The sequence below is a fragment of the Acidovorax sp. 22279 genome (assembly GCF_052045435.1).
In the GTDB taxonomy this organism is placed as follows: domain Bacteria; phylum Pseudomonadota; class Gammaproteobacteria; order Burkholderiales; family Burkholderiaceae_C; genus Acidovorax; species Acidovorax delafieldii.
The window spans coordinates 1-24,519 of record NZ_JBQEOV010000006.1; the positions used below are offsets into that span (position 1 = coordinate 1).

22 protein-coding genes are annotated in these 24,519 nt (G+C 66.5%); 9 read left to right on the forward strand and 13 right to left on the reverse strand.

Translation table 11 applies throughout. From position 1 onward, the window contains the following. The 3 genes from ACTJKQ_RS09380 to ACTJKQ_RS09390 all read right to left on the reverse strand — a co-directional run. On the reverse strand, positions 1-611 hold a 611-nt coding region (locus ACTJKQ_RS09380), incomplete at its 3' end, for an IPT/TIG domain-containing protein (RefSeq protein ID WP_440596667.1). Between the two features lie 125 nt (positions 612-736). Further along, positions 737-1,792 (reverse strand): helix-turn-helix domain-containing protein, encoded by a 1,056-nt coding sequence (locus tag ACTJKQ_RS09385; RefSeq protein ID WP_440596668.1) that lies wholly within the window; start codon positions 1,790-1,792, stop codon positions 737-739. Between the two features lie 14 nt (positions 1,793-1,806). Further along, positions 1,807-5,565: a beta strand repeat-containing protein gene (locus ACTJKQ_RS09390; protein ID WP_440596669.1), complete on the reverse strand. Its 3,759-nt coding sequence runs from the start codon at positions 5,563-5,565 to the stop codon at positions 1,807-1,809. Positions 5,566-5,769: 204 nt separating this feature from the next. Here ACTJKQ_RS09390 and uvrA point away from each other — a divergent pair, with 204 nt between their 5' ends. Beyond that, on the forward strand, positions 5,770-8,859 hold the full coding sequence (gene uvrA / locus ACTJKQ_RS09395) for an excinuclease ABC subunit UvrA (protein ID WP_440596800.1): 3,090 nt from the start codon (positions 5,770-5,772) through the stop codon (positions 8,857-8,859). 13 nt (positions 8,860-8,872) lie between these two features. On the opposite strand, the gene ACTJKQ_RS09400 is transcribed toward uvrA, so the two are convergent. From ACTJKQ_RS09400 to ACTJKQ_RS09425, 6 genes are all read right to left on the reverse strand, one after another. Next, positions 8,873-9,445, reverse strand: a complete 573-nt coding sequence (locus tag ACTJKQ_RS09400) for a DUF1439 domain-containing protein (protein ID WP_260668964.1) — start codon at positions 9,443-9,445, stop codon at positions 8,873-8,875. Positions 9,446-9,655: 210 nt separating this feature from the next. Beyond that, positions 9,656-9,907 carry a hypothetical protein gene (locus tag ACTJKQ_RS09405; RefSeq protein ID WP_056056666.1) on the reverse strand — a complete coding sequence of 84 codons (252 nt, stop codon included), beginning with the start codon at positions 9,905-9,907 and terminating at the stop codon, positions 9,656-9,658. Between the two features lie 155 nt (positions 9,908-10,062). Continuing rightward, entirely contained in the window at positions 10,063-10,563 is a 501-nt protein-coding gene (locus ACTJKQ_RS09410; protein ID WP_440596670.1) for a GNAT family N-acetyltransferase, read from the reverse strand. Between the two features lie 64 nt (positions 10,564-10,627). Then, positions 10,628-11,506, reverse strand: a complete 879-nt coding sequence (locus tag ACTJKQ_RS09415) for a PA4780 family RIO1-like protein kinase (protein WP_440596671.1) — start codon at positions 11,504-11,506, stop codon at positions 10,628-10,630. 61 nt (positions 11,507-11,567) lie between these two features. Further along, a complete protein-coding gene (locus tag ACTJKQ_RS09420; protein ID WP_440596672.1) occupies positions 11,568-12,329 on the reverse strand; it encodes a tRNA-uridine aminocarboxypropyltransferase in 762 nt (253 codons plus the stop codon). 29 nt (positions 12,330-12,358) lie between these two features. Further along, positions 12,359-12,979, reverse strand: a complete 621-nt coding sequence (locus ACTJKQ_RS09425) for a class I SAM-dependent methyltransferase (protein WP_192419261.1) — start codon at positions 12,977-12,979, stop codon at positions 12,359-12,361. Between the two features lie 124 nt (positions 12,980-13,103). Between ACTJKQ_RS09425 and ACTJKQ_RS09430 the strand changes: the two genes are divergently transcribed. The 4 genes from ACTJKQ_RS09430 to ACTJKQ_RS09445 all read left to right on the forward strand — a co-directional run bounded on the left by ACTJKQ_RS09430 (position 13,104) and on the right by ACTJKQ_RS09445 (position 16,739). Continuing rightward, positions 13,104-14,360, forward strand: a complete 1,257-nt coding sequence (locus ACTJKQ_RS09430) for a helix-turn-helix domain-containing protein (protein WP_440596673.1) — start codon at positions 13,104-13,106, stop codon at positions 14,358-14,360. 43 nt (positions 14,361-14,403) lie between these two features. Then, positions 14,404-15,096, forward strand: a complete 693-nt coding sequence (locus ACTJKQ_RS09435; RefSeq protein WP_440596674.1) for a Vgb family protein — start codon at positions 14,404-14,406, stop codon at positions 15,094-15,096. A 184-nt stretch (positions 15,097-15,280) separates the two neighbouring features. Then, entirely contained in the window at positions 15,281-16,117 is an 837-nt protein-coding gene (locus ACTJKQ_RS09440; protein ID WP_440596675.1) for a DUF899 domain-containing protein, read from the forward strand. Between the two features lie 10 nt (positions 16,118-16,127). After that, a complete protein-coding gene (locus tag ACTJKQ_RS09445) occupies positions 16,128-16,739 on the forward strand; it encodes a hypothetical protein (RefSeq protein ID WP_440596676.1) in 612 nt (203 codons plus the stop codon). Here the strand turns inward: ACTJKQ_RS09445 and ACTJKQ_RS09450 are convergent, their stop codons facing one another. Next, a complete protein-coding gene (locus ACTJKQ_RS09450) occupies positions 16,740-17,123 on the reverse strand; it encodes a VOC family protein (RefSeq protein WP_056056657.1) in 384 nt (127 codons plus the stop codon). A 325-nt stretch (positions 17,124-17,448) separates the two neighbouring features. On the opposite strand from ACTJKQ_RS09450, the gene ACTJKQ_RS09455 reads away from it, so the two are divergent. After that, the gene (locus ACTJKQ_RS09455; RefSeq protein WP_440596677.1) at positions 17,449-18,045 is read left to right on the forward strand and encodes a flavin reductase family protein; all 597 of its coding nucleotides are present in this window, start codon (positions 17,449-17,451) and stop codon (positions 18,043-18,045) included. 66 nt (positions 18,046-18,111) lie between these two features. Here the strand turns inward: ACTJKQ_RS09455 and ACTJKQ_RS09460 are convergent, their stop codons facing one another. Both ACTJKQ_RS09460 and ACTJKQ_RS09465 read right to left on the reverse strand, forming a co-directional pair. Continuing rightward, positions 18,112-19,521: a DUF2130 domain-containing protein gene (locus tag ACTJKQ_RS09460; RefSeq protein ID WP_440596678.1), complete on the reverse strand. Its 1,410-nt coding sequence runs from the start codon at positions 19,519-19,521 to the stop codon at positions 18,112-18,114. Positions 19,522-19,675: 154 nt separating this feature from the next. Continuing rightward, positions 19,676-20,596: a LysR family transcriptional regulator gene (locus tag ACTJKQ_RS09465; protein WP_436075966.1), complete on the reverse strand. Its 921-nt coding sequence runs from the start codon at positions 20,594-20,596 to the stop codon at positions 19,676-19,678. Between the two features lie 116 nt (positions 20,597-20,712). Here ACTJKQ_RS09465 and ACTJKQ_RS09470 point away from each other — a divergent pair, with 116 nt between their 5' ends. The 3 genes from ACTJKQ_RS09470 (at position 20,713) to ACTJKQ_RS09480 (ending at position 23,817) form a co-directional block, all read left to right on the forward strand. Then, complete coding sequence (locus tag ACTJKQ_RS09470; protein ID WP_440596679.1) at positions 20,713-21,549, forward strand: pirin family protein; 837 nt, start codon at positions 20,713-20,715, stop codon at positions 21,547-21,549. Positions 21,550-21,633: 84 nt separating this feature from the next. After that, positions 21,634-22,278, forward strand: coding sequence for an NADPH-dependent F420 reductase (locus ACTJKQ_RS09475; protein WP_440596680.1), 645 nt, complete (start codon positions 21,634-21,636; stop codon positions 22,276-22,278). A gap of 231 nt (positions 22,279-22,509) precedes the next feature. Then, entirely contained in the window at positions 22,510-23,817 is a 1,308-nt protein-coding gene (locus ACTJKQ_RS09480; protein ID WP_440596681.1) for an MFS transporter, read from the forward strand. Positions 23,818-24,213: 396 nt separating this feature from the next. Here the strand turns inward: ACTJKQ_RS09480 and ACTJKQ_RS09485 are convergent, their stop codons facing one another. After that, positions 24,214-24,519, reverse strand: a complete 306-nt coding sequence (locus ACTJKQ_RS09485) for a hypothetical protein (protein WP_288853158.1) — start codon at positions 24,517-24,519, stop codon at positions 24,214-24,216.

Below are 24,519 nucleotides of genomic sequence, written 5' to 3' on the forward strand. Positions count from 1 at the left end.
CTGGTGACGGTGGGCCGCAATTCAGGCGGCACGGTGTAGGTGAAATAGCCCATGGGGTGCGGCATATGGGCGATGGGCGTGGAGATCTCGAACATCACCGTGAGGCCTGCCGGCTGGGGCGGCGCGACAGCGGTGATCTGCGTGTCGCTGTCCACGGTGAAGCGGGTGGCGGGTTTGCTCCCGAACAGCACCGTCGTCGCCCCGGTGAACCCGCTGCCGGTGATGGTGACCTCGGTGCCGCCGAGCATTGAACCTTCGCCGGGGCCCCAGTTCGTGATGTTGGGCTGGGGCACATAGGTGTAGCTGCCTGCAGCCGCCGTGCCCAGAGCGGTGATTAGTTCCACTGCGACGGTGCCACGGGCATGGGCAGGCGTGGTGGCCGTGACGCGGGTGCCGCTGCCGTCGACGATGAGGTTGGTGGCATCCACGCCGTCAAAGCGAACGGCCGAGGTGCTGCCCAGGTTGGTGCCGGTAAAGACGACCTGGGTCCAGCCCATGGTCAGGCCCTCGGTGGGCGCAAAACTGGTGACGGTGGGTTGAGCACAGGCCAGCTGCGGGCTGCACAGCACGGTAGCGAGCACGGCTGCAGCCAGTTTGCGGATGAATTGCATGGGGGAGTGCGCAAGGGGGGAACAGGCGGTGACCCATGCTAGGCGCGGCCGTCACTTCGGCTTGACTGTGCGTCTCAACGTTTTTGACCGGCTGTTTCGGCGGCATGCAGGCGCCGGGCGCAGGGTTACACCTGCAGAGTGCGCACCCAGTTCGCGTATTCGACTGTGGAGGGGGCTGCTTGGCTGGCAGTACCTGCTGCGGCGGCCAAGGCGCCGCCCGCCATGGCCCGCACATCGCTGGGCGTAAGGCCGAAGGCCGCACGGAAGGTCCTGCTGAAATGTGCCTCGCTGGAGAAGCCGCTGCGCGTGGCGACCTCGGCCACCCGCAGACGTCGATTGGCGGGGCTGGCCAGCGCATGGAAGGCGCGCAGCAGCCGACGCTGCTGTACATAGTGCGCCACACCGCCCAGCGGCTCGAACAGGCGGTACAGCAGGCTGCGCGAAATACCGAAGTGTTGGCACAGCAGCTCTGGGCGCAGCGGCGCTGCCAGGTTCTGCAAGATGTGTCGCTGGATGCGTTCCAGCGTCACCCCCTGCAGCTCGACCCGCGCCTGGGCATGGGTGTGGCGGCTTGGCCGTAGGCACGCGGCCAGCATCTGGGTGGTGGCTTGCACAACGGCTGGGGCCTCTGCGAGCGTCACGTCCGGCAGGCGTTGATGCAGAGACTGAAGATAGTCGCTGAGCAGTCCGCCCAGGGCCGTACCCTGCCGCAGCACCGTGCCATGAAGGTCAGCGTCGCGCCCGCCGAAAGACTCGGCGGCGATCTCGCGCGGCACCACTAGCGACAGCACACGCGAGGGCTGGGCATAGGTGCGTTGCGTGCGCCCCAGGTCGAACACGGTGATGTCGCCCGGGCGCACCTCCATGTCCACGCCGTCATCATGCTGGCCGACAAAGCCACCGCTGCGATACCACTGCACCAGGTAGTGGTCCACACCGTCGCGCGCTACGCGGGGCGAACCGCGTGAGAACTGCTGGCGCCCGAAGTTCAGGTCTCCCACCAAGAGCGCACCCAGGTGGCGGGCGGTGACTGAGGCCTGGAAGTCCTTGGGAGGCTCGTGCCCCACGGGAGCCACATCGAAGATCACCGAGATGCTGCAGCGCCAGGCTTCGAAGCGCTCATCACCCACCAGCTGGTCGGTAGCGAAGATGGTGGAAGGCAACGGTCCGGTGGATGGCATCGCAGTCCCGGATTTCAGCGGTGTTGGTGACGGCGCCTCAGGCCTAGCCAACCCAGGACCGCGACCAGCACTGCCAGAGCCCAGGGGTTGTTGACGGGAATGGCGGCTGCATCCGATCCGACAAAGAAGGCAGGTGCAAACGGGTCACGGATGCTGCCGACAGCGTTGTCGGAGTCTCCCACACCGTTGTCCGTCACGGTATAGCTCACGGTACGCCGGTCAGGGCTGAGGGTTGCCCCCGACCAGGCGAACCAGGTAGAAGCCCCCGCACCTGCTGTGGCAGGGCCAAACTTCCAAAACTGGATGCCGGCGGGCATGGGGTCTGGATAGTTCAGCGTGATGGTGACACTCCCCGAGCAGCCGGTGGCGAGGAACTCGAACCCTCCATGGGGCAGCGTGAGGTTGCCAGGCATGCCGACGGGCGCCATGAAACTGGTGCCGCCTGGGTTCAGGGTGCAGCTCGCACCTCCGCCTGATAGCGTCGCAGTGGCCAGGCCTGCCATGCCAGGCACTGCGCCAGACACTGACAGTTGCGCATTGACGGTGAAGATGCGGCTGACTTGCGGTGCTGGCAAGAAGACGCCATTGCCTGCTTGGTCGGCATTGATGGTGCAGCTGCCCGCCGTGACAAACGTCAGTGCCCCCCCGCTGGTGATCGTGCACACGCCGGTGGTGGACGAGGTGAACGCAACGGCCAGACCGGACGTGACCGAGGCAGACAGCGTGGGCGTGGTGCCGAAATTCTGGCTGCCAGGATTGGCGAAGGTGATGGACTGTATGGCCTTGGGCGTGACGGAGTTGGATGCCGAAGACGCAGGCCCTGTCCCTGCAGAGTTATCCGCCGTCACGGTGAAGGTGTACGCCTGCCCGTTGGTCAGCCCCGTGACGACAATGGGTGATGCGGCCCCGTAGACAGGCGCCACGTCAGGTGGAGTGACGGTGACCGTATAGCCCGTGATGGCGGTGCCGCCGGTGTTCGCTGGTGCGGTGAAGGCCACCGAGGCCTGCGTATCACCTGCTATGGCCGTTCCAATGGTGGGAGCACCGGGCGCGATGGGGGTCACGGTGAAGCTGCGCGACACCTGGGGAGCTGCCAGGTACACACCGTTGCCAGCCTGATCGGCATTGATGGTGCAAGTCCCGGCCGTCCCGAAGGTCAGAACCCCCGCCGGGGTGATGGTGCAAACACTGAGGGTGGATGACGTGAAGGCCACGGGCAGGCCGGAGGTAGCAGAAGCACCGCCACCCAGGACAGCCAGATCAGGTGAGGTGCCATAGTTTTGGCTCCCCGGGTTGGCAAAGCTGATGGTTTGCACTGCCTTGGGTATGACGGAGTTGGACGCTGCCGACGCTGCCCCTGTGCCTGCGCTGTTGGTGGCCGTGACGGTAAAGGTATATGCAGCGCCATTGCTCAGGCCACTCACGGTGATGGGACAGGCTGCGGGCCCCGCGCAGGTGCCGGTTTTGCTGTCGGGGTTGGAGGTGGCTGTGTAGGTGGCAATGGCTGAGCCGCCATTGCTGGCGGGCGCTGTGAACGTGATGGTGGCCTGCGTGTTACCCGCAGTTGCAGTGCCGATGGTGGGCGCGCCAGGAACCATGGCATTGATGGCAAACGTTTGGGATACGGTTGTCGCGGCGTTCCACACGTTGTCGCCTGTCTGGGCGGCGACGATCGTGCAGTTGCCTGCAGAAACCAGGGTCAATGCCCCGCTCCCAGTGACGGTGCAAATGCCTGGGGTGGTGGAACTGAAGCTCACAGGCAGGCCCGAGGTCGCAGACGCCGTGAGGGAGAGGGACGTTCCGAAGTTCTGGGCGCCAGGGTTGGCAAAGGTGATGGTTTGCTCGCCTTTCGGGGTGACAGGCGCTGACGGCGATGACGCTCCACTGGAGCCGATGGCATTGGTGGCGATGACTGTGAAGGTGTAGGCGGTCCCATTCGTCAGGCCGGAGACGGTGATGGGCGAGCCGGCCGCCGAGCCGGTGAGCCCCTGCGGGCTGGACGTCGCGGTGTAGCCAGTGACGGCTGAGCCTCCGTTGCTGGATGGCGCACTGAAAGACACGCTGGCCTGCCCATCCGCTGGCGTGGCCACCACACCTGTGGGGGCTCCCGGTGCCATGGCCTGCACGGTCACTGTGATAGTGCGTACGGCGCTATCGGACCCGTCGCTTACCCGCACTGCAAAACTGTCATTGCCGCTGTAGTTGGATGCGGGCGTGTACGTGATGGTGCCAGACGGCGCAATGTCGGTTCCTCCCGAGGCAGTCGCTGTACCGTTGATGGTGAGCGTTCCGTGCACCGGCGCCGTCTGAGCGGACCATGTCTCTGTCTGTCCGGTGTCGGTATCGCTCACGTGGAGCAATGACTTGATGTCTGTGGCGGCAGCGTTCGCGCTGACCGTGAGCGTTGTCGTGGCGCCAACGAAGCTGGGTGCGACGTTGGTCATGGTCGTCGTCACCTTGGTGGTGCTGTTGCTGGTGCCGACATCGGTGCCATCATCAGGGACCAGGGTGAACGTGGTGGTCACCGTGCTCCCCGTTGGGCCTTGCTGGTACGTGGGCGTGAACACCAGACCCCGCAGGTTGGTGGTCACGGTGGCTGGCGCCTGGGCTGTCAAGACGTAGCTACCAGCGCTGCCCGTGAGCCCTGTGCCCGCGAGCGTGCCATTGGCTGCTGCGTAGCTGATCTGCACCGAGACAGCATCGCCGTTCGCGTCCGAGACAGTAACGCCTGTGAACGGTGCAATCGTGGCGTTGTCGTTGACCGCACCGGAAGTCATGAAACTGCCACTCAGGCTGGGGCGGGTATTGGTTGTGACGTTGGCGCTGCTGGAATAGGCGCTATAGCCGTTCGCATTTCCGGCGGATACCCGGTAATAGTAGGTCGTGGTTTGAGCGAGGCCCGAAACGAGGGCTGGCGAGTCGCCGACGCTGGCCGGGTTGTAGCCAGCAATGCAAGAAGTAAACCCCGCGTCTGTACATACCTGCAAGCGGTACGCGTCTGCGCCGGTGGCGGCAGCCCAGTTGGCTGTGAAACGATCGGCGCGGACATTGCTGACTGTCTGCAAGGTGGGCGCTGCGGGCACTGTGGTGGTGCTAACCGTCGCGGATGGAACACTGTCCCCGCCGCCGTTGTAGGAGCGCACACGGAAGTAGTAGGTCGTCCCCGCGTTGCTCAAGCCAGTGACCGTGGCGCTGGTCGGGGGGGTGGGCGAGGCTGTAATTACCAGTCCGTTGTAGCCGGGGTGAAAGGTCGTAAACGCCGCGTCGGTTGCGACGTCAAGCTTGTAGCCCACTACGCCGGGCACGCCGGACCAATACACGGTCGTGCTCCCACCGGAGATATAGGGCTGTACCCCGGAATTCAGCGGTCCGATCGTAGGCGCATCAGGTGCTGGCACCGTCACGCCCTGCTGTACGTTGATCTTGCCGCAGGCCGAGTTGGTGCTGTTGTAGCCCGTACCGGCGACGGGTGTGCCGGCCGAAGAGGGCGCGTAGAACGCAATGGTGCTGTTGTTGAGGTCCGTGCTACCCAGCGAATTGCTGACGACCCAGTTATCCTGCCCAAAGATGGAGGCGCGGTACAGGTACCAGCCGCTGCCGTCATAGCGGGGCACGCCGTTGAGCGTGCCGTTTTCGTTGTAGTTTCCGACAATGGAAGGGGGCCAGGCGTTCTGACAACCGCTACCCGCGCCGCCATCCTGTATGGCGTAGTTGACGGCGTACGAAGGGCCGGCCAATAGAAGGCCCAGGGCTGCGCCCAGAATCCATTTCATTGCATTTCTCCCTGAGACCCGCTTTCGGCATCGCCGAGGTCATTGCTTCGGGCGAAATGTATCCAAGGCGTGACTGAATCTTTTTTGTGAAGGCGTGATGTTAACAATTGGCCACAGGGCTTTGGAGGGGTTGTAACAACGCGACACGACACCGCCGCCTCTCGCCATAGCGAGCAGGTCGTGCCCCTCGTGGTCTCGCCTATCATGGTGGGTTTTCCTGCACCGAGCCCGCCCGTGACCCCTCCCCCTGTTGCCGATGACCGATCCGCCGATGGTGTCTACCTCGCCCGCGCCCTGCGCGAGCAGCGCATCAGCATCCGGGGGGCGCGCACACACAACCTCAAGAACATCGACCTGGACATTCCGCGCAACCAGCTGGTGGTGATCACGGGGCTGTCGGGCTCGGGCAAGTCCAGTCTGGCGTTCGACACGCTGTATGCCGAGGGCCAGCGGCGCTATGTGGAGAGCCTGTCGGCCTATGCGCGGCAGTTTCTGGGGCGGCTGGACAAGCCGGATGTGGACCTGATCGAAGGCCTGTCGCCCGCCATCAGCATTGAGCAGAAGGCGACCAGCCACAACCCGCGCTCCACTGTGGGCACGGTGACCGAGATCCACGACTACCTGCGTCTGCTGTATGCCCGTGCGGGTACGCCGTTCTGTCCCGACCACGGTCTGCCGCTGGCCGCGCAGACGGTGAGCCAGATGGTGGATGCGGTGCTAGCCCTGCCCGAGGACACCAAGCTCATTATCCTCTCCCCCGTGGCGCGGGAGAAGAAAGGCGAGTTCACCGAGCTGTTTGCGCAGATGCAGGCGCTGGGCTACATCCGCTTTCGGGTCGATGGGCAGATCTACGAGCACGAGAACCTGCCGCCGCTCAAGAAGACCGAGAAGCACGACATTGACGTGGTGATCGACCGGGTGAAGGTGCGCGCTGACCTGCAGCAGCGCCTGGCCGAGAGCATTGAGGCGGCCCTGCGCGTGGGCGGCAACGAGGGCAATGGCCGCGTGCTGGCGCTGGAGATGGACACGGGCCAGGAGCACCTGTTCAGCAGCAAGTTTGCGTGTCCGGTGTGCAGCTACTCGCTGGCCGAGCTGGAGCCGCGCCTGTTCTCGTTCAACTCGCCGATGGGCGCCTGCCCGGCGTGCGACGGCATTGGCCAGCGCGAGGTGTTCGACCCGGCGCGTGTGGTGGCCTTCCCGTCCCTCAGCCTGGCCAGCGGGGCCATCAAGGGCTGGGACCGGCGCAATGGCTACTACTTTGCGATGCTGGAGAGCCTGGCGCGGCACTACACCTTCGATATCGAGGCGCCGTTTGAGTCACTGCCCGCGCCGGTGCAGCACGCCATCCTGCATGGCTCGGGCGATGAAGAAATCGCCTTCAGCTACATCATGGACAGTGGGGCCTCCAAGGGCAAGGTGCACACCAAAAAGCACCCGTTTGAAGGCATCATCCCCAACATGGCGCGCCGCTACCGCGAGACGGATTCGGTGGTGGTGCGCGAAGACCTGGCACGCTTTCGCAGCACCCAGCCCTGCCCCGAATGCCACGGCGTGCGCCTGCGCCGCGAGGCCCGCCATGTGAAGGTGGGCGAAGGCACACAGGCCCGTGCCATCTACGAAGTGAGCCACGCCACGCTGAGCGACGCGCACGCATGGTTCCAATCTCTGCAGCTCACCGGTGCCAAGGCCGAGATCGCCGACAAGGTGGTGCGCGAGATCGCCACGCGCCTGCAGTTCTTGAACGACGTGGGCCTGAGCTATTTGAGCCTGGACCGCAGCGCTGAAACGCTCAGCGGTGGAGAGGCGCAGCGCATTCGCCTGGCCTCCCAAATTGGATCGGGCCTGACGGGCGTGATGTATGTGCTCGACGAGCCCAGCATTGGCCTGCACCAGCGCGACAACGACCGGCTGATCGCCACGCTGCAGCACCTGCGCGACATCGGCAACAGCGTGATCGTGGTCGAACACGACGAAGACATGATGCGCGCCGCCGACCATGTGATCGACATGGGCCCTGGTGCGGGCGTGCATGGCGGGCGGGTGATGGCGCAGGGCACGTACGACGAAGTGCGCGCCAATGCGCAATCGCTCACGGGCCAGTACCTATCAGGCACGCGCACCATTGCCGTGCCCCAGCGCCGCACGCCCTGGCTGCCGGTGCTGGACCAGCCTGCGCCCGTGGTGGAGGCCAAGCCCAAGTCGCGCTTTCCGCAGACCGAGGCGAGCAAGCGCCGCGCCGAGCGCATGGCAGAGCACCATGCGCGCCAGGGCGCCGTACAGGCGCTGCGCGTGGTGGGTGCCACGGGCAATAACCTCAAGGGGGTGACGGTGGACTTCCCGGTGGGGCTGCTCACCTGCGTGACGGGCGTGTCGGGCTCCGGCAAGAGCACGCTGGTGAATGACACGCTCTATGCTGCGGTGGCGCGGCAAGTGCACCGTGCGCACGAAGAGCCGGCCGAGCACGAAGAGATCGTGGGCATCGAGTATTTCGACAAGGTCATCAACGTCGACCAAAGCCCCATTGGCCGCACGCCGCGCAGCAACCCGGCCACCTACACCGGTCTGTTCACCCCCATCCGCGAGCTGATGGCCGAGACCAACACCGCCAAGGAACGCGGCTATGGCCCGGGGCGCTTCAGCTTCAACGTGTCGCAGTCTTCGGGCGGCGGCCGTTGCGAGGCCTGCCAAGGCGACGGCGTGGTGAAGGTGGAGATGCACTTCTTGCCCGACGTGTACGTGCCCTGCGACATCTGCCACGGCCAGCGCTACAACCGCGAGACGCTGGAGGTGTTGTGGAAGGGCAAGAACATCGCGCAGATCCTGGAGCTGACGGTGGAGGACGCTGCGGCCTACTTCAAGGACGTGCCCACCATCGCACGCAAGCTGCAGACGCTGCTGGATGTGGGCCTCTCCTATATCCGCCTGGGCCAGGCGGCGACCACGCTGTCGGGCGGCGAGGCGCAGCGGGTGAAGCTGGCGCAGGAGCTGAGCAAGCGCGATACCGGCCGCACGCTCTACATCCTGGACGAGCCCACCACCGGCCTGCACTTTGCCGACATTGACCTGCTGCTCAAGGTGCTGCACCAGCTGCGCGACGCGGGCAACACCATCGTCATCATCGAGCACAACCTCGACGTGATCAAAACCGCCGACTGGCTCATCGACATGGGCCCCGAGGGCGGTGCGGGCGGTGGCACCGTGGTGGGCGTGGGCACGCCCGAGGAGCTGGCGGCCAACCCGGCCAGCCATACGGGGCGGTATCTGGCGCCTTACTTGAAAAAATCGCCCGCCTGAGCCCTGTTGCCCCTCAGGGCGTCTTGCTCACAAACGCCACCGTCAGCCCCTTGGCCGTCACGGTGATGGGCCCTGGCTGCAGGCCCAGGCCGTCAAACACCGCCGTGTCTTGCGGGCGCAGTTGGTGCAGTGTGACTTCGCGCAGCGACTGTTCGGCCAGCAGCGGGCCGTAGGCATTGAGCAGCTCGGTCACCGCCGGGCGCAGGCTGGGAAACTCCATGCGCCCCAGCTGGATCTGGTGGGCGCGCAGCGTGCGGTCGCTGGCCTCGTAGCGCAGCGCAAACTCCACCTCCAGGCTGCCCTGGTGGCTGCGCCGCAGCGCCGGGCCGGCCACATCCAGCGCCATGGCTGCGCCCAGCCGGTTCACTTCGGGCAGCAGGCGCAGGTGGGGCGCCTGCACGCTCAGGTTGAACAGGCCTTGTACCGGCACGTTGCGCGGAAACTTGGGGTCCACCATGGCCTGCAGTTGGGCCAGGGGCACGGTGTAGCTGGGCTGTGCCAGCGCGCCCCGCGCCACCAGCAGCACCGCGCCGCCCAGAGCGAGGCCCCGGGTGGCGTGGGTCAGGAATCGTCGGCGATGCAGCATGGGTGCTTTCCGTCAAAACCGTTGTGACACCGCGGTAGCAAAAAGGTGCCCAAGGCTTGCTGCAGGCGTTGTTACCAGAAGTTTGTGGATTTTGGGGCGATAGCGCTAGTGCTATATGCCTTGGGCGCTATCAAAATAGGTGCATTTACACGTGGGCTGCGGGATGGCGGTGGCGGGGCTCGGCCGCCACCGGTGCGACCAGCGCCGCGCTCAGCGCCCCACGACCGACCAGCCCGCCCGCTGGTTGTTCTTGTCGTTCTCGTACTCCCACGCGGTGCCGCAGCGGTCGCACACGTAGCGGGTGATGGTGACGGTGCCGTCCTCACGGTCTTCCTTGCGGTTGCCGCGCTGCACCAGCTCGGCATGGCCCGGCGCCTTGCGCCAGTTGCGCTGAATGCCCTGGCAGGGCTCGCACAGGGCCATGGGTTTGAGTTCGTTCTGTCGGGCCAGGTCTTTGGTCATGGGGTGGCAGCCGTTGTGGCTGGTATGTGGGTGGGTTTGTGTGTGCGGGGCGGCTACTGTAAGGCACCTGCAGGTGCAGGGGCACAGCGCTGTGGTTTCATTTCAAGCCAAATTGACCTCTGGCGCTTGATTGATAAGCGCAACCAGCTATCAAATCAGGACTGATCCCTCAGGCGGGCCGCCAAGGCCTTGGCCATGCGCGCGTTGTGCAGCACCACGCCCGCACGCTCCACCTGCTGGCGCGCTTCCACCACGAAGCCCTGGGCGGCAAAAAAGGACTCGGCGCTCAGGCTGACGTGTGCGTGCAACTGGGTGATGCCGCGCTGCGCCGCTTGCGCGTGAATGTGCGCCATCAGCGCCCGGGCCACGCCCTGTCGTGCGAACGCCGGGGCCACGAAGAACATGTCGATATAGCCGTTGGCCTGCAGGTCGGCAAACCCGGCGATGGCGCCACTGCTCTGCGCTTGCGCGATGAAAGGCTGGTTGGCACGCATGCGCTCCGCCCACTGTGGGGCGTCATGGTGCAGTGGAGCCCAGGCGGCGAGTTGTTCGGCGGTGTAGTTCTTGCAAGCCAACCCATGCACCGAGGCATGGAAAACGGCGCGCAATGCAGGTTCGTCGCCGGGGCAGAAGTTGCGGATGGGGATGAACGGCATGGCGGGCAAGCGACACTGAAAAAGGCCGCGATGGTGCCACAGCCCTGCGCGGTTGGAGGCGACGTCAGCCCGCCGCCATGCGCAGCCTGCGCGCTGCATCTTCGTCGCGCGCGTCGTCAATCTCGCGCAGCACGGCCTGCATGTCCACATCGGCATGCGTGGGCGCATAGATGCCGGTGAGCGGCGTCTCGTTGCTCAGCAGCCCGCTCTGGTACAGGCTCCAGATTTCGGGGCCGTATTGGGTGGGGCGCAGCTCGGGGGCAAACTGGCCGAAGAAGTCGCGCAGGTTGGCCACGTCGCGCAGCAGCATGCGCTGGGCGTGGTTATTGCCCGCAGCGTCCACGGCCTGGGGCAGGTCGATGATGACGGGGCCGTCGTGGCCCACCTCTTCACCTTCTGTGCCCGGCAGGTGGGCCAGCAGGATGTTGAACTCCGACAAGTCCCCATGCACCACGCCCGCACACAGCATGCGCACCACCTCGGCCACCAGCGTGGCGTGGTGGGTGCGCGCGTCTTCGGGGGTGAAGCTCACATCGTTCAGGCGCGGGGCCGCATCGCCGTGGGCGTCGGTCACCAGCTCCATCAGCAACACGCCGTCATGAAAGTTGTAGGGCTGCGGCACACGCACGCCGGCGGCGGCCAGGCGGTAGAGCGCATCGACCTCGGCGCTTTGCCAGGCGGCCTCTTGCTCTTGCCGGCCAAACTTGCTGCCCTTGGCCATGGCACGGGCCGAGCGCGAGTTCTTGACCTTGCGGTTCTCGGTGTAATCCACGGCTTGGCGAAAGCTGCGGTTGTTCGCTTCTTTGTAGATCTTGGCGCAGCGCGTTTCGTCACCGCAGCGCACCACGTAGACCATGGCCTCCTTGCCGCTCATGAGCTGCCGGACCACGGTGTCGATCAGGCCTTCCTCGATGAGGGACTGCAGGCGGGGGGGAGCTTTCATCGGTGCATTTTGCCCGTGTCGCGCAATCCCCCGGCGGACCGTGTGCCAAAGTGCGTTTTGCTCAGCCCGTGCTGCACACACCGCGCAGCCGCAGGTGCGTGGCATCGTCCGCAGCCACCGGCAACTGGTGCTTGGCCTGCAGATAGTGGTGGGTGAACACGTCCAGGTATGCCTCCAGCGCCTGTGCGGCCTGCAGCTCGCCCGCCAGTTCCAGGCACAGCGCGCCGACCTCGGAGGTGCAGAAGTGGTCCATGCGGGTGGATCGGCGCAGGTGGTAGCGCGAGAGCTGCTCGGGCTGCAGGCTCAGCACGGGCAGGTGGTTGAGGTAGGGGCTCTTGCGGAACATCTTGCGCGCCTCGGGCCAGGTGGCGTCCAGCAGCACGAACAGCGGGCGTTTGCCCTCGGCCTGGGCCACCTGCGTGACAACGCGCTCGGGCGCCACGAACTCGCCGGGGAACACCACATACGGCTGCCACTGCGGGTCGGCCAGCAGCGCCAGCAGGTCGGGGTGCACTTCGGTGCGCACCCAGCCAAACGCATAGGTGTCGGCCACCACATCGGCGATCAGCCAGCCGGTGTTGCTGGGCTTGAGGGGCTCGATGTCCGCCATCAGCAGGCACATGCCTGCACGCGTGGGCAGCACGGGCCGCAGCGCGCAGATGCAGTGGCTGGGCACCAGGCGGCAGCCCGCGCAGCGCTCGCCCTTGGGGCCGCCCCGGGCCAGAAAGGGCTTGGCACTGCGGGCCAGGCGCTCGGCGCGCAGGCGTGCCACCGCATGTGGTGGGACAGGTGGTGTGACGGACGGCGTATCGGTGGTGGCCACGTCAGTCGCCGAGGGGGCTGCGGGCTGTGTCACCGGCCGCCCGCACGTTCCAGCGCAAACAGCGGCAGCTCTGCCAGCGGGCTCAGCCACACGCCACCACCCAGCTCGGTAAAGCCCTCGCCCAGCGTGCGGCGGTACAGCTGTGCGGGGTGGCGGAACATGCGCGGGTCGGTCACTTGCTCGTCCACCACATCCTGCTCCCAGTCCTCGCGCGCGACGGCCTCCACATACAGGGCGCCCCGGCTCAGGCGCGCCAGGTTGCGCATGGCCTTTTGCACGTCGGCCTCGCTCAGGTAGGGCAGCACGCCCTGGCAGATCACCAGGTCATACGGCGTCCGGGCCTTGTAGTCCACCACCGAGCCGCGCTCCCAGCCAAACCGCTGGCACAGGTATTCGCTGAACTCCACGCCGTGGAACTGCGCCTGCGGAAAATGCCGTGCGATCACATCGCGCCACAGGCCAATGCCGCAGCCCACATCCAGCACCCGCCGCACGGGCACGCGCAGGTACTGCAGGTAGCTGCACACGAACGCGCCCAGGCGCTCGGTGTGCGCCGGGTCCACCACGCTGGTCTTCTTGTCGAAGTAAAAGCGCTGGTAGTACGCCTCGTCAAAAATGGCCGCGTCTGCGCTGCCGGTCACTGGTTTCACTGCTGCTTCCTTTTGCCAAGAACCGCCTGCAGGGGCAGCCGCACGATGGCGATTCGAGGTGGCTGTTCGAGGCGGCGAGTATCGCCCACGGGAGTGTGGGCCTCTGGCGGTGTAGTCTGCGGCCATGGATTCGCTGATCTCCGCATCCGCCCGCGCACTGGCCGCCGGGGACCCGCTGGGCGCCCTCAAGCGCGTGGCCCTGCGCGACGACCCACCCGCCCTGGCCTTGCGCGGCATTGCCATGGCGCAGTTGGGCGAACACCCCCGTGCGCGCGACCTGCTGCGGCAGGCTGCGCGCGCCTTTGGCACCCACGAAGCCCAGGCGCGCGCCCGCTGCGTGGTGGCCGAGGCCGAGGTGGCGTTGGCCATGCGCGACCTGGGCGGGTCACCCCGTCCGCTGCTGGAGGCAGCCGACACGCTGCAAGCCCACGGCGACACCGCCAACGCCACACAGGCGCGGCTGATTGCGGCGCGGCGGCTGCTGCGCATGGGCCGCCTGGACGAAGCCGCAGCGGCCATGGACGCTATGGCGACCGCCCCCACAGCGGGCGACCTGCCCCCCGCCCTGCGGGCCATGGCCGAACTGACCCTGGCCGAGCTGGCGCTGCGCTCGCTGCACATCGCCGCCGCCAGCGCGGCGCTGGACCGTGCGCGTGAGGCCGCTGAGCAAGCCCATGTACCAGCCCTGCTGGCTGAGGTGGCGCAGGCGCGCGCCGTGCTGGATCAACCCGCAGCGCGGCGCGTGGGGGCAGGGGTCGACCAGCTGCTGCGCCTTTCCGATGTGGCAGACCTGCTGGCATCGGGCGCGCTGGTGGTGGATGCATGTCGGCGCTGCGTGGGGGTGGGCGGTGGCCCCTCCATCACAGACGCCGGCGTGTGGCAACTGCTGGCACGCCGGCCCATCCTGTTCACGCTGGTGTGTGCGCTGGCGCAAGCCTGGCCCGGCGATGCCGAGCGCGAGGCGTTGATTGCGCAGGTCTTTCGCACCCGCCACCCGGACGACACCCACCGTGCGCGGCTGCGGGTGGAGGTAGGGCGGCTGCGCGCGCTTCTGCGGCCACTGGCGCGCATCGAGGCCACAGCGCGCGGCTTTGCGCTGCAACCCTTGGACGCACGGCCCGTGGTGGTGCTGACGCCACCCATCGATGGCGAGCAGGCGGCGCTGCTGGCTCTGCTGTCGGACGGTGCGGCCTGGTCCACCTCGGCGCTCGCGTTGGCCACGGATGCCAGCCAGCGCACCGTGCAGCGCGCGTTGGCCGAGCTGGAAGCACAAGGCCGTGTGCGCTCCATCGGCCGTGCGCGTGCGCAGCGCTGGCTGGCGCCGCCGCTGTCCGGATTCACGACGATCTTGTTACTCCCTGCTGCGCTGCCGATTGCATAAAGTGGACGCCAACCCCCACCGGGCCACCCCACAGGAGCCAACGATGACCGCATGCACCCACAGCGACCCGACACCCGCCACCCTCCGCCACCACCCTTCACAACCCGCCGAGATCGTGCGCGAATACGGCCCCTTTGCGGGCGCGGACAGCGTGCACGGCGTGACCCACGACGGCCAGCATGTCTGGGCGGCCACGGGGGCGCACCTGGTGGCCTTCGATGCCGCCACGGGCGAGACCCGGCGCACGCTGGCGGTGGCCAGCGATGCCGGCACTGCGTTTGACGGCAGGCACCTGTACCAGATCACCGAGGCGCGCATCGACAAGATCGACCCCGCCACCGGCCAGGTGGTGGCCTCCATTCCTGCACCCGGCAACGGCAACGACTCGGGCCTCACGTGGGCCGAAGGCAGCCTGTGGGTGGGCCAGTACCGCGACCGCAAGATCCACCAGATCGACCCCGCCACCGGCGCCATCCGGCGCACCATCGAGTCCGACCGCTTTGTGACCGGCGTGACCTGGGTGGACGGCGAGATGTGGCACGGCACCTGGGAGGGTGACGAGAGCACGCTGCGCCACATCGACCCTGCCACCGGCGCCGTGCTGCAGCAGCTCGACATGCCTCAAGGCGTGGGCGTGAGCGGCCTCGAATCCGACGGCGCCGACCTTTTCTACTGCGGGGGCGGCGGCAGCGGCAAGGTCCGCGCTGTGCGTCGACCCAAGGCGGCCCGCCCCTGAGCCCCTGACACCTTCAGCCCTTGAGCGACGCGGCGCCCCGCCGCACCCACCACCCCTTGCAACCACAGGCCCTGCGCGCATCACGCGATGTCGCGGGCCGGGGACAGGTGCGGCTGCCAGCGCCTCCCTCCCCACGCAATTCTCCGTCCCGCAACGTCATCCACCACCCACCAGGAGCACCCCCATGAACGCACCCATTTCCCACCCCGTGGTTTCTGCCGACGAATGGCTGGCCCAGCGCCACGCGCTGCTGGCCCGCGAAAAGGCCCTGACCCGCCTGCATGACGAGGTCGCCGCGCAGCGCCGCGCACTGCCCTGGACCCGCGTGGACAAGCGCTACATGCTCGACACCCTGCAGGGTCCGCGCGCCTTGGCCGACCTGTTCGATGGCCGCAGCCAGCTGGTGGTGCAGCACTTCATGTTTGGCCCGGGGTGGGAGCAGGGCTGCCCCAGCTGCTCCTTCATGGCCGACCACATGGGCGGCATGGAGCTGCACCTGCAGCACCGCGACGTGTCGGTGCTCGCCGTCTCGCGCGCGCCGCTGACCGAGATCGAGCGCTTTCGCCAGCGCATGGGCTGGCAGTTTCGCTGGGCGTCATCGCACGGCAGCGACTTCAACCACGACTTTGCCGTGAGCTTTGCGCCCGAGCAGCGCGCACGCGGCAACGGCGACGTGTTCTACAACTACGGCATGCAGCCGTTCCCCGCCGATGAGGCGCCGGGCATCAGCGTGTTTGTGCGCAGCGATGCGGGCGAGGTGTTTCACGCCTACTCCACCTTCGGGCGCGGCGTGGAGGCCATGATGGGCACCTATCAGCTGCTGGACCTCACGCCCCGAGGCCGCCATGAGACCAACCCCGCCTACCCCATGGACTGGGTGCGCCACCACGACCGGTATGCGCCTTCCCAGCCAGCGGCTGGGTCTGCGGCGGCGCCAGCTGCACAGGCGCCACAGCCTTCACCGGCCCACACGGCGCCGGGCGGGTGCTGCTCCACACGGGGCCGAACCACACACGGTTGAGACCGCGACCATGGACGCCACCCTCTGGTCCTGGCTGGCCATCGCCGCCATGGGGGCACTGCACGGGCTCAACCCCCTCACGGGCTGGGGGCTGGCCACCACCTGGAGCCTCTGTGCGCGTGACCACAGCATGCCGCTGCGCGCACTGCTGCCCATGGCCGTCGGGCACCTGGCCGCCGTGGCACTGACGGCGGCTGCGGTGGGGTGGGAGCTGTCGTTGTCGCCACCTGCCCTGCTGGCGGTGGCGGGCGGCCTGGGCGGGGTGGTGATAGTCGCCCGCGTGCGTCTGACGGGGGCGGCGTGGCACCGCCTGCGCAAGCCCGCCGGGCCTGTGGGCATGGCGCTCTGGTCCTTTGGGGTGGCCACGGTGCACGGTGCCGGGCTGGCGCTGGTGCCTGCGCTGGCGCCGCTGTGCGGGGGCGATGGCGCTGAAGGTGGGGTGGCCTCTGGGGGCGACGGGCTCTCCACCCCCTTGCTGTTCGCGCTGGCCGCGCTGGGGGTTCACACCCTGGCCATGCTGGCCGTCACCGGGGCCATGGCCGCTGCGGCCTGCCACAGTGTGCAGGGCGCCCAGCGCTGGCTGCAACGCTACCGGGGTTGCAGCGGGGGGCCTGCCCGTTGATCAGGCCTTGGCCGGGCGGTGCAGGGCGCAGATCTTGTTGCCGTCCGGGTCGCGCAGGTACGCCAGGTACAGCTTGCCGCCGGGGCCTTCGCGCCAGCCGGGTGGGTCTTCGCAGGTGATGCCACCGTTCGCTACACCGGCGGCGTGGAAGGCATCGGCCTGCTCGGGCGACTGCATGGCAAAACCGATGGTGCCGCCATTGGCAAAGGTGGCGGGCTCGCCGTTGATGGGGGTGGTGATGCCAAAGGTACCAGTGGGGCCGCGATAGAAGTAGCGGTTCTTGTTGGCCACACCGGGCGGTACGCCCAGCGCCCCCAGCAGCGCGTCATAAAACTTCTTGGACCGCTCCAGGTCGTTCACACCGACCATCACATGACTGAACATTCATCGTCTCCTGTAGGCCCCTCAGGGGGCGGGTTGTGGCCAACGGTTGGCGTTGGCATGTTAGCGGGTGGCTATCGCCATCACCTGCGCAGGCCACAAGCCCCTGTGCGGCACTCAGGGGCGGGGGCATTGGGCGGGCCGTGCCGCCGGCCCCAGAGCGCCCCCACAGGCTTCATGGAAGCCGTTTTGAGGCAAAAATGCGCCATGGCGCTAGTGCAATATGCCTGAATAGCTATCTAATTAATAGCAAATATCGGCAGCGCCCACAGGCCCCACGCACTGCCCCATCCCCTGGTATTGCCCTTTGAACAGACCCTCACCCCCCATGCTGCCCACTGCCTCCCACCCCCACTTCACCCCGGTGCCCCTCGACAAGGCCTACCGCCTGCTCAACCACGGCCCCGTCGTGCTGGTGTCGGCCGCCCACGCGGGCCAGCACAACGTCATGGCGGCATCGTGGGCCTGCGCACTGGACTTCGCGCCGCCCAAGGTAACGGTGGTGCTCGACAAGGCCACGCGCACGCGCGAGCTGGTGGAGGCCAGCGGCTTCTTTGCGCTGCAGCTGCCCACCGTGCCCCTGGCCGCGCTGACTGTGGCGCTGGGTACCGACAGCGCCAAGACCACGCCCGACAAGCTGCAGCGCCATGGCGTGTCGTTGTTTGAAGCGCCCGGCCACCCGGGGCAGGCCACGCCCCCGCTGGTGCAAGGCTGCGCCGCCTGGCTGCTGTGCCGCGTGATCCCCGAGCCGCACAACCAGCAGGCCTATGACCTGTTCATCGGCGAAGTGGTGGCCGCCTGGGCTGACGACCGTGTGTTCCGCAACGGGCACTGGGAGTTCGACACCGCGCCGGATGACCTGCGCACGCTGCACTATGTGGCGGGCGGGCAGTTTTATGCGACGGGGGCGTCGGTGCGCGGCTAGTGCCGCTCAACGTTCATGCCACCCATGACGACGGGGCAGCCGCAGACCGGTTGTGCCCGCCCCGCATCACTCCCCGTCCGAAATCCCCAACTGCTTGAGTTCCGCAAATTTGGCCGCCATCGTCGGGTTGCCGCGAGTCAGCTTCTTGATCGTGAGGTCTTCGGCCTTGTCGTTGGCCAGGCGCAGGTTGTTGGCCGACTTGTGCAGCGCCTCCTTGGTTTTCTCCAGGTCCTTGATGGCCTCGTCAATGCGCTTGATGGCTTCCTCGAACCCGTCCGATGCCAGGCGCCAGTTGCGCCCGAACGCGCCCTTGAACTCCTCCAGCTGCGATTCGAACTTGGTGATGTCCAGGTTCTGCGCCTTCACCAGCGCCAGCTCCGACTTGTACTGCAACGACTTCATCGCAGCGTTGCGCAGCAGCGTGATGATGGGGATGAAGAACTGCGGCCGCACCACGTACATCTTGGGATAGCGGTAGAACATGTCCACGATGCCGGTGTTGTAAAGCTCGCTCTCGGGCTCCAGCAGTGACACCAGCACCGCGTACTCGCAGCCCTTTTCGTTGCGGTCCTTGTCCAGCTCTTTCAAGAAGTCTTCGTTGCGCTTCTTCGTGGCCGTCTCGTCGCTCTCGTTCTTCATCTCGAACATGATCGAGACGATCTCGTTGCCCGCCTCGTCCAGGTCGCGAAAGATGTAGTCGCCCTTGCTGCCGCTGCGCGCGTCGTTGTCCTTTTCAAAGTAGGCGCGGGGAAACGCCGTGGCGCGGATGCGGTTGAACTCCGTCTCGCAGTGCTGCTCCAGCGTCTCGCCCACCATCTTGGTGGACAGGCGCGCCTTCATGTCCCGCAGGCGCGCAATCTCGCCGTCCCGGTCGCGCAGTTGTAGGGCGTACTGCTCCTTGATGGCGGCCTCCTCCAGCTGCTTTTTCACCACCACCAGGTTCAGGTTGTTTTGGAGCTCGTCGCGCTCCCGGGCCACCACCGTGACCGCCTCGGACACTGCCAGCCTGCGCGCCACCTCGGCAGCGTCCAGTTGTGATTTGAGCTGCTGTATCTCGGCGTCCTTTTGGGCGGCCACGCCCTGCAGCTGCTGCGCCAGCCGTGCTTGTGCCAACTGGTCCGCTGCCTGCTGCGCCTGCCGCGCACGCTCCAGCTCATTGGCTAGCGCGTCGCGCTGCTTTTCTACCGCGCTCAGGGCCTGCGCCACCGCCAGGTCGCGCTCCACCGCGCCCGCGCCCAGCTGCGCCTTCAGGGCCTGAATCTCGGCATCTTTGGCCGCCGCCGACTTCTGCAGCTCATTGGCCACCTGGGCCTGCGCCAGCGCCACCGCATTGCGCTTGTCCTGCTCGGCCAGCTCCAGCCGCTCGTGCAACTGCGCGGCGAAATCCGCGTCTCGCACCTGCTTGAGGATGTCGGCATACCCGGTCTCGTCAATCTTGAACGCCTTGTTGCAGTGGGGGCAGATGATGTCGTGCATGGCGGTCACCGTGTGGGTTGTTTGTGTTTCGTTGGGTGGGGAGCATAGCGGTCAGCAGTGTGAGCAGACGGAGCCTTGCGAAGCCTCGTGCAGCGCGCTGACAGACCCAGCGGGAACGGCACCCGTGGATTCATACCGCGTCAGTCATCTGTCATCAGCCATCGCCCTGGGGTGGCAGCTCCTGCATCGCACCCATCTTGCTGATGACCAGCTCAATGAACGCCGACACGGCCAAGGGCAGGTAGCGCCTGCTGGGGTAGACCATGTGCACGCCATGCCCCAGCCGGTGGTATCCAGGAAGCATGGGCACCAGCAGGCCAGCGCGCAGATCGCGTTGCGTCAGCGTGGAGGGCAGCAGCGCAATGCCCAAGCCCGCCAGCGCGGCCTTGCGCAAGGCCTGTGCCGTGTTGCCACTGAAGCGGCCAGTCACCTGCACCTCGGCCGGTGCGCCCTCTGGCCCCGTCACGCGCCAGGTGGCCTTGCCGCTGGGGTGGCTGAACGCCAGGCAGTCGTGGTCCACCAGGTCTTGCAGCGTGGCCGGAACACCCCGGCGGGCAATGTAGGCCGGGCTGGCCACCAGGCCGTCGCTGCCCGCGTCCAGCACCTTGCGGGCAAACAGGCCCGAGTCCTCCAGAATGCCGCCCCGAAACGCCACATCGATCCGGTCTGCAATCAGGTCCGCGCGGCCGTCGCTCAGCACAAAGTCCACCCGCACCTTGGGGTGCGCGACCAGGAACTCGGTCAGCCACTCCATCGCAAAGAAATCAAAAAAATCAGCCGGGGCCGCCACCCGCACCAGGCCGCTGGGCTCCTGGTTCACCGCCAGCAGCTCCTCGCCCGCATCCATCAGCCCCTCCACCGCGCCGCTGCAACGCTCCAGAAACACCTGGCCCGCGCTGGTGAGCGTGAGGTGGCGGGTCGAGCGCTGCATCAGCCGGGTGCCCAGCTGCGCTTCCAGCTGCTGCACCCGGCGGCTCAGGGTGTTGGGCGGCACGCCCAGGCGGCGCGAGGCTTCGGCAAAGCTGCCGCAGCGCACCACCTGCACAAAGATGGCCACGTCGTTCAGATCCAGCATGGTTGCGCTCATTCATTCGATTAATGGACGAGTGCAATCATATTGCGCTATCTAGTCAATCAATCGATGAATTTTTAAGCTACAGGCATCAGTTCAACACCTCCGAGGTTCTTTTGATGTCTGCACCCGCCACCGTCCCACGCGCCATCACCCACCGCACCCGCGGCACCACGCACGGCCCCATCACCCGCCTCATGAGCCCCGGGGACCTGGGCCAGGTGCTCAAGCCCTTCATCTTTTTGGATCGGGTGCACTTTCAGCCCGGCGCAGCGCAGCAGGGCTTTGGCATGCACCCCCACTCGGGCATCGCCACCGTCACGTTTTTGTCAGAAGGCGATGTGCGCTACGAAGACAGCACCGGCCAAGCGGGCCTGCTGCCTGCAGGCGGCGTCGAATGGATGCGTGCTGGCAACGGCGTGTGGCACACCGGCGCCCCCGTGGGCGACACACCGGGCCGGGGCTTCCAGCTGTGGGTGGCCCTGCCCGCCGCGCTGGAAAACGCCCCCGCCCACAGCCAGTACCTCGCCCCCGAACTGGTGCCCCAGGTGGGCCCGGTGCGGGTGCTGCTGGGCGAGTACGGCGCAGCGCACAGCCCCGTGGCGGCGCCCGAGGGCATGACCTATCTGGCTGTGCAGTTGGCTCAGGGCGAACGCTGGACCTACACCCCGCCCCCCGGCCACACCGTGGCATGGGCGGCAGTGGCCACCGGCGCACTCACTGCAGGCGAAGCCATTGACGCAGGCGATCTGGTGGCGTTTGAGCCCACCCACCAAAGCATCGAATTTGTGGCCACCGAAGCCACCAGCTTCGTGCTGGGCTCTGCCGTGCCGCACCCGCATGAGCTGGTCATGGGGACTTACTCCGTGCACACCAGCCAGGCAGCACTGCGGCAGGGCACCACAGAAATCCGGCGCATTGCAGGGCAACTGCGCCAAGCCGGGCGGCTGGGTTAATCCCTTTCACACCCCTCTCCACATTCGACTTTTCACCGTTCCCTTTCCCTCCATCCACTTCACTCATTGACCAAGGAAATCACCATGAACATCGGCATCATCGGCTCAGGCGCACTCGGCTCTAACGTGGCACGCGCATTGGCCAGCAAAGGCCTGTCGGCCACCCTCTCCACCCGGCGTGGGCCGGAATCATTGGCCCCGCTGGTGGCCGAACTGGGCCCCACCATCAAGGCGGGCACCGTGGCAGAGGCTGCCGCCGCAGACATCGTGCTCATCGCAGTGCGCTGGGAAGACCTGGGCCAGGCCCTGGGTGGCCTGCCTGCGTGGAACGGCCGCATCGTCATCGACGGCACCAACCCCGTGGCGTTTCTGGACCCCAACTCGCCAGATGCCCAAGACCCCAGCAACCCGCTGGCGGCCTACGGCATCAAGGCCATCGACCTGGGCGGGCGCTCGTCCAGCGAAGTGTTCAGCGAATTCGTGCCCGGCGCCCGCGTGGTCAAGGCGTTCAACCACCTGGACGTGAACCTGCTGGCCCAGCCCCAAGTCTCCGGCGGCCAGCGCGCCATGTTCTACGCAGGCGACGACGCCGCAGCCAAGGCAGAAGTGCGCAAGGTGCTGGACGCCATCGGCTACTTCCCGGTGGACCTGGGCACGCTGGCGGTGGGCGGGCGTTTGTCGGAGTTGCCGTTTGGCGCGTTGTCGGCCGCCCAGTTCATCAAGATCTGAGAAGGGGTATCTGCCCTGGCACTTTCAGACCCCAGGTAGCTCGATCAACGCGTGTTGCCTGGGGTCTGTGGCAGTGACCCTGCCCCACCACCCGCGGCGCCTCCAGGGTGTGCGGTCAGCCCGTGCGAACAGCTAAAAAATCACACCAATCGATGTGCCGCATCCTTGCACTCAGCGAGCCATGACGCCGCCCTGCAAGTCCCTGCAGCGCCGTGGGGTAAATTGCCCCGCATGCCGAACACCTCTTCGCCCCCCTCTGCCGCCGCCCCCGCATCCCTCATCGACTCCCGCCAAGCCGCGTGGCGCCTGCTGACCACGCTGGGCCTGGTGGTGCTGGGCAACAGCAGCATGTATGTGGTGTCGGTGGTGCTGCCCGCCGTGCAGGCCGAGTTTGGCGTGGGCCGTGCCGATGCGTCGCTGCCCTACACGCTGATGATGGTGTGCCTGGGGCTGGGCGGAATCTGGACGGGCCGCATGGCCGACCGGCATGGGCTGATGCCGGTGCTGTGCGTGGGGGCTGTGGCCGTGTGTGGCGGGTTTGTGTGGGCGGGGCTGTCGGGCAGCATCTGGGGGTTTGGGCTGGCGCACGGGCTGATGGGGCTGATTGGCAGCTCGGCCACGTTTGCGCCGCTGATGGCAGACACCGCGCTGTGGTGGAACAAGCGGCGTGGCATTGCGGTGGCAATCTGCGCCAGCGGCAACTACATTGCGGGCGCGCTGTGGCCGCCCATCGTGCAGCACGGCATTGAGCTGATCGGCTGGCGCCACACCTATGTGCTGCTCGGCATTGTGTGTGGGGTGGGCATGCTGCTGCTGGCACTGCGCATGCGCCAGCGCGCGCCGGTGGCGCAGATGGATGTAGCACCGGCAGCGGTGGCACCGGCCGCGTCGGGTGCAGCGCCCTCGCCGTTGCCGCTCGACCGCAGCCGCCCGTTCGGTCTGCGCCCGCTGCATGCACAGCTATTGCTGTGTGTGGCGGGCGTCGCGTGCTGCGTGGCCATGGCGATGCCGCAGGTGCACATCGTGGCCTATTGCACCGACCTGGGTTTTGGCGCGGCGCGCGGGGCCGAGATGCTGTCGCTGATGCTGGCCTGCGGCATCGTCAGCCGCCTGGTGTCGGGCGTGATCTGCGACCGCATTGGCGGCGTGCGCACGCTGCTGCTGGGCTCGGCGCTGCAGGGCGTGGGGCTGGCGCTGTTTTTGCCGTTTGACGGGCTGGTGCCGCTGTATGTCATCTCGGCGATGTTCGGGCTGTTCCAGGGCGGCATCGTGCCCGCCTACGCCATCATCATCCGCGAGTATTTCGCCCCACAGGAGGCCGGTGCGCGGGTGGGTGCGGTGATCATGGCCACGCTGATCGGCATGGCGCTGGGGGGCTGGATGTCGGGCTGGATCTTTGACCTGACGGGCAGCTACCGCGCGGCGTTTTTGAACGGTATGGCGTGGAACCTGCTGAATCTGTCGATCGTGGGCTGGCTGTTCTGGCGCGTGCGGCGCCAGTCGGGTGGGGTGGGGCGTGTGCAACCCATTGCAAGGTGAGTACGGCAGGCGGCACACCTGCCCGTAGCGCTCGCCAGTACTAGAAAATCATGGGTGAGATGGCTGACGGCCCTAGCACTCGCTAACACGTGGGGCGGTAGTTAAATGTGTGGGCCAGACGCTAGAACACAGTGAATCGTATCCGCTGCGGTAACCCTGCCAGCGCAATGTGGCCTAAGCGGCGGCGTGGGCAGCGTGTTGGCACTGATGAAACAGCCTTCTTGCGATAAACGGTGAACTGCGCTACTGTGTCGTTGTGGGGCCCCGGTCTTAAGCTGGCAGATCCACACCTCGTTATCCAGCGTGGCCGTCGGGGCCCCCCGGTCCCCGATCAACGGTGTTCCAGTCGTTTGCACTGAATACCGTATGTCTATTTGAAGTGCGCTCGTCTAGTTATTACTTGACCCGCATTTGTTCAATATATTCCTCACAGCGGTGAGGATCGTGAATCCCATATCGAATGCCGCAATACTCCAAAAATTGATTTTTTCGGGTACTGTCAAGTGAATCAAATGGATCGCGATCGAGTGTATATTGTGCAGGGTTCCTGAAAAGAACTTGAAACGTTGGGGTTGTCTTTATAAAGGGGTCCCACGCACTCCCCACTTCATGGTCTCCAACGTATCGATCCAACCCAACAAAAAGCCATGCAGTCAGAAACAAAGAAAGTGCGCCGATAAAAAAGGCGATTTTTTTTGTCAT